Below are 11669 nucleotides of genomic sequence, written 5' to 3'. Positions count from 1 at the left end.
TAGTTTCTTCATTCAACTTTGGGTTTATGAAGAGGTATTTGAGTAACTTGAAAATAATACCTTATAGTTCTTGTAATCTCTAGCTGTTGATTGGAGCAAAAGGCGAAGACTCCTGAGGGAGATAGCGCTAGGTGGAGACCCCGCAGGCGAAGCCGAGGAGGCTCCAGCAGCGCCCCTAGGAAAGCGAAGCCATTTGCGGAAATCAACAGCGGCGTATGACCAAACACTAAAAGGATTGAGGAGTATTTGTCAGGTTTCTCATACCTTTATTAGTAATAGTATTTTCCGCCTCCACCAATTCATCATTTTACTCACACCTTGAGTAGTTCCCTACTATACTATATGGAATCTATTAATTGTTACTAGACTGAAAAAGGAAACTAGCAATCAAAGAGGGGGACACATTATGGAAGTAAAAGATTTGTTCAATCTAATGAACAAGACGGCAATTGTGACTGGGGGAGGAAAAGGGCTTGGGGCACAAATGGCAAAGGCTCTTGCTGAAGCGGGGGCGAACGTTGTTGTATGTTCACGTGATCTTACATCTTGCCAAAAAGTAAGCGAGGAATTGAAACAATTAGGTGTAAAATCATTGGCATTTGCGTGTGATGTAACAAAAGAGGAAGAAATTCAATCTGTCATTGAGGAAACGGTTAAGCACTTCGGAACGTTGGATATCCTTGTAAACAACAGTGGGACCTCTTGGATGGCGCCAACATTGGATTTGCCAGCTGACAAGTGGGATAAAGTGATGAACGTGAATTTAAAAGGATTGTTTTTATTTAGCCAAAAAGCGGCAAGAATCATGCAGAAGCAAGGTAACGGAAAAATAATCAATATTGCTTCTGTTTCTGGAATGGGTGGGACAGATCCAAAACTAATGGACACAATTGCTTATAATACAAGCAAAGGAGGGGTCATCACGTTTACAAAAGATCTTGCTGTAAAACTTGCTCCTTATAATATACAAGTGAATGCCATCGCACCTGGAATGTTTCCTACTAAAATCACCGAAAAAATAATAGAGCACTCTGCTCCAATGTTAAAAGAACAAATACCTGCAAAACGTTTCGGAGGCGAACATGATTTAAAGGGAGCGGTGGTGTTTTTGTCTTCTCACGCATCAGATTACTGTGCAGGACACATCTTGGTGGTAGATGGAGGGATGACCTCCTTAATATGAGGTTGAATTGGAAGGAAAGGGTGAACCAATGATGTTGCATTCAAGCAATAATAAAGAGGAAAGGAACAAAAAATTAAAAGTTAAAGCAATAAAATTGGAGAATGAGTGGAATGAAGCGATAAAGTCAGGTCTGAACAAAGAGTCGGTATTTCGCATTGTAGGGCTTGAAAGCGAATTAGAAGCAGAAAAGTTAAGAAAGATGCGAGAACAAGTAGAAGTGCTTTCTTTAAAATATAACTTTCCTACTAAAAACGACGTTGCCAATATTGCTAAGCTGCTTATTCAAATTGAAGATAAAATTGACCGGCTTGAAGGGCAGTTACAGGAAGGAACTACCTCCTCGGGGCAAAACCCGGAAAGAAGTATGGCAAAAGTAATTTTGGAAGACATGGCCAAACGCCAAGCAATCGTATCTTCATTGCCTGGACATGATGAAAAGATTGTTCGTTCTATAGTAAGTGATCTTGATGAATGATATGAAGCTGGATGCATGGAAAAAGGAAATGATGCATTATAATGAAACACCATTCAAGGATGGAGTAACGGCCAGACAATCTATTTGGAGAAAAAACAAAGCTACCCTTTGGTATTACCAAGCACCTGTAAGAAAATACAACGTGCCAATTTTTATCATCTATTCTTTAATTAATCAGCCATTCATCCTGGACATGATACCGGGTGGGAGTACTATTGAAGCACTTGTGAAAAAGGGCTTTGATGTTTATATGATTGATTTTGGAAAGCCAGGGCTTGAAGATAGGGACATGACACTAGATAACTTTATTACAGAGTATATTCAACGTGGGGTTAAGGAGGCAATCAAGCATTCCGGTGCGAAAGAAATGACCATCTTTGGTTATTGTCTTGGTGGGACACTTGCGGCTATGTATGCTTCTATAGCAAAGGAACCAATAAAAAATCTAGTCTTGTTTGTCACGCCTGTTGATTTCAGCACTCCTAGTTATTTTGATAAATGGGTAAAAGCTTTGAGAGAAGATAATTGGGACAGCTCTCGTTATATGGATGAGTTTGGAATTATTCCAGCCTCTCACGTGGAAGCGGGGATACGTATGGTTACATCACCTATATATTTTACTCCTTATCTATCTCTTTTGTTAAATCGGGATAATAAAGCTTATGTAGAAAAATGGCACAAGTTTAATACGTGGACAAAAGGACACATTCCTTTAACCAGTGGTGTTGCCAAGCAAATCATTGGTGATTTTACAAAAGATAACAAGCTTATTAATAATGAAAGTAAAATAAATGGCCAAGATGTCAAGCTATCTAATATTAGTGCGAATCTACTTGTAGTAGGCACAGAGGGAGATCGACTTGTACCGCTTGATCACATTCTGCCAATTATGGATGAGGTGGGTAGTGTCGATAAGACATCTCACATTTTATCAGGGGGACATACAGGTACATCTGTAGAAAATGGAACACTACCTGGATATCTGGATAATTGGTTGCATGAACGGTCAGAACCAGCAGATTCATAGAGTGGGAGGGATAAAATATGAATGTCTTACATGAGAACCTTAAATGGGATATGAACCCTTATATAGAATATATGGGAATAGGAGCAACCGTTTTTATGCAATTTCTAATAAGTCTAAAAGAAAACCAGTAGGGGGGCTTTTGCTTCTCTTTTTTGTATGTAAATCGCGGTAAATATTGTTAAGTTTTCACGGGATAACATTATTTCAATAAAGGGTAATGTTGTTTTTTTGTTTTTATCAAAAAGTAGAAAAAAGCTTGTGAAATAAGGTTTATTCGGTGTGAAAGGAGGGTAAAAGCTGCATGAAAAGTGCTATTTTGAGTGGTTGTTCAATAGTGTTTAGATGTAAAATAGCAAAGCATACATATCGAATAGAAGAAACATAAGGTTCAAATACTTGAGTATAAAAGCTATAATGCATATAGTACAAGTTCTAATGTGCTATTTCCTTGTAAAAAAGGAGGTTGGAAATCATCGTGGTTAATAGTTTAATACAACGTGAAAGAGAACCTCTCCATGTATCTAAAGGATTTATCCTGTTTCATTCTGACCTCAAAGTCAGTTCTATTGATGGTGGAGCCATGAGGATCCTTGGACACACCAAACAATCGGTGAAGGGGAAGCTACTCTCAGATCTTTTAAATAAAGATGCATTTAATATATTACTTAAATATACATACAGTGTAATACAAGAAGGCATTTTTGTACAACATGAAATGAAACTTTTTGAAAATCCAGATCAATGGGTTAACGTGATCATTTATCCTATTGATGCAAATCACTTCTCTATGGTTTTTTTGGATATTAATAAACAAAAAGAGACGGAAGCAGCGCTTTACAGACAGACAGAAAAGCTTAATGTTCTAAATGAATCTGCTGCCATGTTGACCTCTATCAAAAATCCAAAAGAACTGCTAGATTCATTATTTCATAAACTTTCACAAGTGTTGGACCTTGATATCTATCTTAATTATAGTTGGGACAAGGAGCTGAATCGACTTGTGTTAACCAACCATCATGGAATTTGCAATGAAGAGCTGGAGACCTTTATGTACCTTGAAAAGGGAACGGCTGTGTGTGGTACTGTTGCACAAAATAAAAGAAGAATGGTTTTTGAGCATTTGGATGGCAGAGGGGATAAAATTTTGGACCTGATTCGTCCACTTGGAGTCAAATCATACGTTTGTGAACCGTTACTATCATTTGGGGAACTTGTCGGTACCATTTCTTTCGGTTCCAAAAAACGTTCCACTTTTACATCAGAAGAACTTGATTTAATCCATTCTATTTGCCACCAGGTAACTATTGTGCTGGATAGAATGACAAAAGTAGACGAGTTGACCCAAAACACAGAAACATTGGAAGTAGCAAACCTGCATCTTAAGGAAAACGAGAGAAAATTACGGCTTATCATTGAAAAAAATGAAGTAGAGAGAGAAAGTAAAACTAAGACGAATTTTCTGGCAATGATCAGTCATGAGTTAAGAACGCCGTTAAATTCTATTATAGGATACAGTCAAGTTTTAGAGAGTGATCAAAAAGATCCACTCACAGACAAGCAAAAATCAAGACTTGCCAAAATACTAAGTTCAAGCAGGCATCTTCTGCAACTCATTAATAACATTTTAGAGCTAATTCGTATAGATACAAATCCAGAAACTATTAAAACAAATGTAAAACCAATCCGAATAAAAGATGCTGTTTGGGATAGCTTGCATGCCGTTAGCAATAATGCAAAGGAAAAAGGGATATCCCTTTACATTGAAAAAGATGTGGAGGATATTACGATAGAAATCGACCCTATACGTTTTCAACAAGTATTGGTCAATCTATTAAACAATGCGATTAAATACAACAAAGAGAATGGAACTGTCACGCTTTATTGGAGGGTGGATGGCAGGTACTTGGCTATATTTGTGAAAGATACGGGAATTGGCATCCCACAAAGTCACCATGATAACATCTTTGAGCCCTTTTACAGGGTGAATCATGCCATTCCAGGAGTGGAAGGGACAGGCATAGGCTTGACTCTTGTAAAACAGAATGTCTTAGAAATGAAAGGAACCGTTGGCGTTTCTAGCATAGAGGGAACAGGGAGTACCTTCTGGGTGAAGGTACCGATATAATACATCGAAAGAAAGGGGTTTTCTTCGATTGAAACCAATAAATGTAGTAATTGTTGATGACAATCAGAATTCTCTTGAAATATTGGAGTTTTTTATAGGAGAGCTGAAGGAATTTCAAATTATTGATACTTGTAATAGCGGAGAGAAACTGATTGATAGTGTGATGATAAACAAGGTGGATCTTGTTATTGCGGACATAAATATGCCAAAGAAAAGTGGCTTGGATGCAATAAAAGAATGCCTTGAATTCTCTCCTAAACTAAAGTTTATATTTGTGACAGGTTATAACGAATTTGCAGTGGAGGCATTTGCCATTTCGGCAGTCGACTATATTGTAAAGCCGATTGAGAAAATCAGATTATACAAAGCGTTGGAACGTGCCAAAGCCCAGTTACTTGCTGAGGTTGCGGATTCGGAAGAAAGAAACTCGAATAAAAGATTATCCATCCGATCAAATAGTTCCTTCTACTACATACCTTTTGAAGATATCATTTTTATAGAAAAATCTGGGAAGAAATGCATCATTTATACAACCAACCAGGCCATTGAAACCTATGAAAATATCAGTGATATCTATAAACAGTTGGATCAGAATTTTTATCGGACACATCGATCTTATATTGTTAATCTAAGAATGTTGTCACACATCACACCTAAAAATGAAACCTATTTTGCCTACTTCACCAATCATGAGAAATATGCCCATATTTCTAAATTGAAAATAAATGAAGTACAGGAGCTATTGGCTCAAATCACGAAATCTTAACCTTGAGAACTTCGTGGTTTGAGCTTTCCTTTTTTTGCAATATTTCATTTTTCATAAAAATTCCAATAATGTTCTTAAATGTTGAATCTTAACGGTTGAAATGGCAAAGTAGTGCACCGAAAAGCAATAATGAAATGCTCAAAAGGTATAAGAAAAATTGGACAAAGAGGAATGAATTTCGTTAAAAATGCTAAAATAAAGATATCTTTAATAATTGACAAATCCTTTATTTCACCTATAAAAGATGGGAATTTTAAAAAGATGATGAAAGGCTATCTTATTTAAAGAAAACACAAAATTAATCGAATCGTTTTGAAAATTAAATAAGTGGCAAACATCCGATACTTAAAATATCCTTTATATGGGAGGGGTTACAATGGATTTGTTGAGTGATGAATCTTTGATGGAAGTTTACGAAGCAGCTATAATAAACGACTTGAACGAAGAGTTCTTGAAGCTGATTCTTGATGAAATGAAGCGGAGAAAAATAGATATACCTGTATCCAATTAATAATAATGAAAAGAACGATAATATAAAAGAGAATGAAAAGAGATGTGATGTTAGTAGTCAACATCTTTTTTCTTTATGATTACATTTAAAAGGAGACATAAAGTATGTACATTGTTCATTCCACTTTCATAGTACCATCTGAAAAAGCAGATGAAGTTATTTCTATATACCACAACCGTTCTAGAATAGTAGAAAAGGCGAAAGGTTTTCAGCGCTTTCTTCTTTTACAAAATGAAAATAAAGCAGGGGAACTTACCGTTTTCATGGAGTGGGATTGCAAAGAAGATTTTATCTCATGGGTTAGAAGTGAGGATTATAAAAAAATTCATGAACTCGAAAAGAAATATCCAGACCAAGAACTGGCATCTATTATTCCTACTATAACAAAATTCAATGTGGTGGCAACATGATTATGCCACCACATTCTTCAACCGTAAAAAAAATAAAAGCAGATATCGGGGACTTGGATGTAGGACCAATTGTGGAAAAAGTCGTGGTAACAATGTACAATGATTTTCCTTTTCTAGAAGAGAAGTTTGGGGAGAGAGGAAAAGAGAGAACCATTGAAGACAATTTTTATCATTTTTTGTATCTTCACACCGCTTATAAGCTCAATGATACCCAAACCTTTTTGGACTATGTGATGTGGCTTAACAGTGTACTCGTAAGTAGAGGGTTGAAAACCGATATGATAATCTATAATTTTGAAAAAATTCAGGAAAACATGGTGGGAATGCTGGACAAAGATATAGAAGTGAGCTTTTTATCCTACTTGGATGAAGGTATCCGGGTGCTTAAGGAATATAAGCAAAATAGCGAAAGTGTATAAAATTCATTAAGACTGTGTCGACGGCATTGTCTTTATTGATATTCACAGGATTGTCATGGGTATGAGCGAGAGAAACTGTCGAAGTGATTTATAATAGAAGAAATCATGTTTGATTAAGAAAGGCTGATAGAAAATGACAAACACTATGGGAAGATTTCGAATGATGGGTTTAATAGAAGGCGGATCATTACTTGTCCTTCTTTTCTTAGCAATGCCATTGAAATATTGGTTTGACATTCCGGAAGCGGTAAGTGTTGTAGGAGCTTTACACGGCTTCTTATTCATCACTTATTGTTTATTCATTGCATATATCACGTTGAAAATAAGATGGTCTCTAAAATGGGCAGCAGGGGCTGTAGTTGTTGCTTTTATCCCATTCGGGAATTTTGTATTTGATAACTATTTGAAAAAATCTTTTGTGAACTGACTCTACTGATTGGAGTCAGTTTTTTAGTGAAAAGAAAGATAAGAAAGTTTAATTTCCTGTTGATTTCCGTTCCAGGCGCTTCGCTTGCCTGCGGGCGGTCCGGAAGCCTCCTCGGGCATTCGCCCTGTGGGGTCTTCCCTGTTCCTTCCTCCCGCGGGCGTCTGCGCGCCTTCCACTCCAATCAACAAGGGGACTTCATTCATTTAAGGGTTTATGAAAAAGCATCTAACCGATAAAACCGAATAAGCATGAACGTATCTTTTACGTAATTTTCAGCTGTGGGTTGGAGCAAATGACGGAGACTCCAGCGGGGGAGTAACGGTAGGTTGAGACCCCGCAGCGCAGCGAGGAGGCTCAAGCACCGTCCCGCGGAAAGCGAAGCCATTTGCGGAAAGGAACAGCGGAGCCTAACCAAGCAACGAAATAGAACCGGACGGGTTTCACCGATTTTTCAATTAAGAAAATTATCTCGTGTTGCGAAATACTCTTTACATATCCAGTAAACTACTAGTATATTTATAAATAATTCAATTTACTAGTATAGGAGAAATGCACAGTGGCTACTACCATCGCAGCTAGAAAACCTTCTTCTTTTCGAAATGGATTGCAAGCTGGAGTCAGCATCGCAATCGGATACATACCAATCGCTATTACATTCGGCCTTTTGGCAAAATCAGCGGGTTTGACGGTCTCTGAAACCGTGCTAATGAGCTTGCTCGTATTTGCCGGAGCGGCTCAATATATGTCTCTTAACATGATTGTGCTTGGATCGGGAGTATTTGAAATTGTCATGACCACATTTATTTTAAACATCCGCCACTTTCTAATGAGCGCTTCCCTTAATGAGAAGGTGGAAGAGAAAAGCCTCTGGAAAAAATCGCTCTTCTCATTCGGTATTACAGATGAAACCTTTTCTGTCACTGCTACAAAAGAGGGCACCATACAGACAGGGTATATGTTCGGAGTAATCTTAATCGCCTATTCCAGCTGGGTGGTATGCTCAGGGGTCGGGCATGTCATCGGGAGCAGTTTACCTTCATCCCTTCAAGAAAGCATGGCAGTTGCCCTTTATGCCATGTTTGTTGGCTTATTGATGCCTTCTTTAAAAAAACACCGTAAAGTGGTGTTGCTTGCAGGCGCTGCGGCTATTCTTAACTCTGTATTTTCTTTGGTAATTGGTATAGCTGCTGGATGGTCAATTGTGCTTGCGACGATTACGAGTGCTGTTGGAATCGAGCTTTTATTCGCGAAATGGTCAAAGGAGGAGAAGGCAGATGAATAGTACCATCCTCATTATGATTGTCGGCATGGCTGTAGTCACTTATCTTCCAAGACTAATACCGTTTGTCATGTTTCAAGGAAAGGAACTGCCGCCATTTGTACAGGCAGTATTGAAGAATGTTCCCTATGCAACCCTAGGGGCCCTGATTGTTCCTGGGATTTTTCTGATCAATGAAGATATTATGTATGGCGTGATTGGCGCAACAGTGGCATTTATTGTCGCTTATTTCGGTGCTAACGTCATTCTGGTTGTAGTCAGCTCCATTGCAGCTTTGAGTGTGTATTCTTGGCTGTTTGGTTAATAAGGATTGAAGTAAGTAGGCTTTTCTTTCTGATAGCCTGCTTATTTTTTATATGGTGGCATAGAATATAACAAGGTTGTTTAGGACGAGGAGGTGCGAAAATGTGAAAAAGACGGTTTCTTTATTGTTGGTTGGCTATATTCTCTATGCTTTAGCAGTCACGTTTTACATATGGGTCGGAGCAGATACATCTCTTCCAGCTGACCTTGCAGGGACGAAAGCGGACCCGGCAACTTTTTTAAGTAACAAAGAACTGATGATTACAGAAGAATACTCCAAGATTAGAAATACGATCTATTTTCTGACACTTCCAGTGGAATGGATTTTTTATTTCCTTCTTCTTGTTTTAGGTGGGGCAAAGGCCATTCAAGGATGGGCGGAGAAAGTCTCAAAATATAAAACACTTCAGACAGGAATTTATCTTTTTTGGCTAACCTTATTTAGCACGGTTATTCATTATCCACTAAGTTATTTGCGTTATTCTCTATCAAAAGATTATGGCATTACAGTTCAGCCTTTTTCCGGCTGGATGCGCGATCAGGTTGTTGGATTTTGGGAAGGAATCCTTATCATGTGGATAGTGGTCCTAATTCTCTATGTGCTTATCCGTAAATTCCCCAAATGGTGGTGGGCAGTTGCCTGGGGATGCTTTATTCCACTTGTATTTTTTATAATGTATATTCAGCCGGTTGTCATAGATCCTTTATATAATGACTTTACCGAGCTACAAGATAAGCAGTTAGAAGCAAAAATCCTGGAGTTGGCTGACGAAGCGGATATTCCTGCTGACAGGGTATATGAAGTAAATATGGCCGAAAAAACGAATAGCATCAATGCGTATGTTACGGGAGTTGGTGGGAACTCACGTATCGTGTTATGGGATACATTATTGACTCGACTTCAGGAAGAGGAGATTCTGTTTATCATGGCACATGAGATGGGTCACTATGATATGAATCATATCGTTATGGGTATCACAGGATACATTGTGTTTTCTTTCTTTGCTTTTTACTTGATTTATTTGACTGCAGGCAAGTTGATAGACAGGTTCGGCCAGAGGTGGAAAATCAATAGCTTGAACCAACTTTCCTCCTTGCCCTTAATGTTGTTACTGGTGTCTTTGCTGCTATTTCTTGCAAGTCCGGTAACAAATGCTGTATCTCGATATCAAGAACACAAGGCTGACGTGTATGCTATTGAACTGACCGGTGAGACAGAACCAGCTATAGAAGCTTTTCAGGAGATTACAAGATCTAGTTTAAGTGAAGTGAACCCTCCAGCCTTAGTGAAATTTTTTCGATATACCCATCCTCCAATGGTGGACAGAATCGCCCATTTGGAGCGGTATGTTAAAGAAGAGTGAGCAACGTGCAAGTTTGCGTTGCTTCTTTTTTTTGTCGTTTTTTGACCGTGTCGAAAAATATTTGCGCATAAAATTTCAAAAAAGTCTTTTTTTTGCGAACCTTCTGTTATATAATACAATACAAATATACTAACTGTTTCATAACAAGAGAGGGGCAAGTATATCGTGAATACTGGTACAACAGGAATCAGCGTTACAGGTGTAATGAGAAATGGCTATGAAACTGTACTAACACAGGAAGCATTAAGTTTTATCGAGAAGCTCCATCATACTTTTAATGAGCGAAGAAGAGAATTGTTAACTGCAAGAAAAGAAAGACAGGCAAGAATTGATCAAGGAGAACCATTAAACTTCCTTGATAGCACAAAAGTTATTCGTACAAGTGACTGGAAAGTGAACACCATTCCACAAGATCTTCAAGACAGACGAGTGGAAATAACAGGTCCGGTTGACCGTAAAATGATTATTCATGCACTTAATTCCGGCGCCAAAGTGTTCATGGCGGACTTTGAGGATGCCTCCTCGCCAACTTGGAGCAACATGATAGAAGGACAAATCAATCTGCGTGATGCAAATCAGCGTAAAATTGATTTTACCGCTTCAAATGGAAAAGAGTACAAACTGAACAAGCAAATCGCCACCCTTCTTGTTAGGCCAAGAGGCTGGCATCTGGAAGAAAAACATTTGCAAATTAACAACGAATCAGTTTCTGGCAGCCTTTTCGATTTTGGATTGTATTTCTTTCATAACGTCAAGGTTTTGCAGGAAAATGGAAGCGCTCCATATTTTTATCTTCCAAAGCTTGAAAGTCATCAAGAGGCAAGGTTATGGAATGATGTGTTTGTATTTGCTCAGAATGAATTGGGAATCGCACAAGGGACCATTAAAGCGACTGTATTGATTGAAACCATAACAGCAGCCTTTGAGATGGATGAAATACTATACGAGCTGAAAGAGCATGCGGCTGGACTGAATTGTGGAAGATGGGATTACATCTTCAGCTTCATAAAGAAATTTAGAAATGATCCAACTTTCCTTTTACCGGACAGAAGCCAAGTAACAATGGCAGTGCCATTCATGAGAGCTTACACCCAATTGGTTATCCAAACTTGTCATAAACGTGGCGCCTTTGCAATAGGCGGGATGGCAGCTCAGATACCGGTGAAAAATGATGAGGAAGCAAACACGCAAGCATTTGCAAAAGTAAGGGAAGATAAACTTCGTGAAGTAAAAGATGGACATGATGGAACGTGGGTAGCGCATCCAGCATTGGTTCCGGTGGCATTAGAAGTTTTCAATGAGCATATGGAAGGGCAGAATCAATTGCACGCGTATCAAAGGGAAGAACAATCAGGGAGTTTACAATCGCCGTTCTGCTTG

The 11669-nt window shown here is 38.4% G+C and carries 13 protein-coding genes; all 13 read left to right on the top strand.

All coding sequences use genetic code 11. The features are described 5' to 3' along the window. The first annotated feature begins 406 nt into the window (after nt 1-406). On the top strand, nt 407-1183 hold the full coding sequence (locus tag M313_RS0117145; RefSeq protein WP_010196370.1) for an SDR family oxidoreductase: 777 nt from the start codon (nt 407-409) through the stop codon (nt 1181-1183). 28 nt (nt 1184-1211) lie between these two features. Continuing rightward, complete coding sequence (locus tag M313_RS24715) at nt 1212-1658, top strand: hypothetical protein (protein ID WP_148979073.1); 447 nt, start codon at nt 1212-1214, stop codon at nt 1656-1658. Further along, nucleotides 1651-2685: an alpha/beta fold hydrolase gene (locus tag M313_RS0117135; RefSeq protein WP_010196366.1), complete on the top strand. Its 1035-nt coding sequence runs from the start codon at nt 1651-1653 to the stop codon at nt 2683-2685. The genes M313_RS24715 and M313_RS0117135 overlap by 8 nt, the downstream gene beginning before the upstream one ends. A 463-nt stretch (nt 2686-3148) precedes the next feature. Beyond that, entirely contained in the window at nt 3149-4810 is a 1662-nt protein-coding gene (locus tag M313_RS0117125) for a sensor histidine kinase (RefSeq protein ID WP_029326512.1), read from the top strand. Between the two features lie 28 nt (nt 4811-4838). Next, nucleotides 4839-5576: a LytR/AlgR family response regulator transcription factor gene (locus M313_RS0117120; RefSeq protein WP_010196353.1), complete on the top strand. Its 738-nt coding sequence runs from the start codon at nt 4839-4841 to the stop codon at nt 5574-5576. Nucleotides 5577-5952: 376 nt separating this feature from the next. After that, complete coding sequence (sda, locus tag M313_RS23935) at nt 5953-6087, top strand: sporulation histidine kinase inhibitor Sda (RefSeq protein WP_010196351.1); 135 nt, start codon at nt 5953-5955, stop codon at nt 6085-6087. 104 nt (nt 6088-6191) lie between these two features. Beyond that, nucleotides 6192-6497: an antibiotic biosynthesis monooxygenase family protein gene (locus M313_RS0117105; RefSeq protein ID WP_010196349.1), complete on the top strand. Its 306-nt coding sequence runs from the start codon at nt 6192-6194 to the stop codon at nt 6495-6497. Further along, a complete protein-coding gene (locus tag M313_RS0117100; protein WP_234946580.1) occupies nt 6494-6916 on the top strand; it encodes a hypothetical protein in 423 nt (140 codons plus the stop codon). The genes M313_RS0117105 and M313_RS0117100 overlap by 4 nt, the downstream gene beginning before the upstream one ends. Before the next feature lie 160 nt (nt 6917-7076). Beyond that, a complete protein-coding gene (locus M313_RS0117095) occupies nt 7077-7343 on the top strand; it encodes a DUF3817 domain-containing protein (protein WP_234946571.1) in 267 nt (88 codons plus the stop codon). 556 nt (nt 7344-7899) lie between these two features. Then, nucleotides 7900-8625, top strand: a complete 726-nt coding sequence (locus tag M313_RS0117090) for an AzlC family ABC transporter permease (RefSeq protein WP_010192219.1) — start codon at nt 7900-7902, stop codon at nt 8623-8625. Further along, nucleotides 8618-8926, top strand: coding sequence for an AzlD domain-containing protein (locus M313_RS0117085; RefSeq protein WP_010192218.1), 309 nt, complete (start codon nt 8618-8620; stop codon nt 8924-8926). Before M313_RS0117090 ends, M313_RS0117085 begins: the two co-directional genes overlap by 8 nt. 103 nt (nt 8927-9029) lie before the next feature. Further along, complete coding sequence (locus M313_RS0117080; protein ID WP_010192217.1) at nt 9030-10289, top strand: M48 family metallopeptidase; 1260 nt, start codon at nt 9030-9032, stop codon at nt 10287-10289. 165 nt (nt 10290-10454) lie between these two features. Next, nucleotides 10455-11669, top strand: a 1215-nt coding sequence (aceB, locus tag M313_RS0117075; protein WP_010198111.1) for a malate synthase A, incomplete at its 3' end; no start/stop codon positions are given.

It is taken from the genome of Bacillus sp. m3-13, assembly GCF_000175075.1.
GTDB lineage: Bacteria > Bacillota > Bacilli > Bacillales > Bacillaceae_I > Sutcliffiella_A > Sutcliffiella_A horikoshii_C.
Note: the sequence above shows the minus strand (reverse complement) of the source record. Positions and strands in the feature narration are given on the sequence as shown.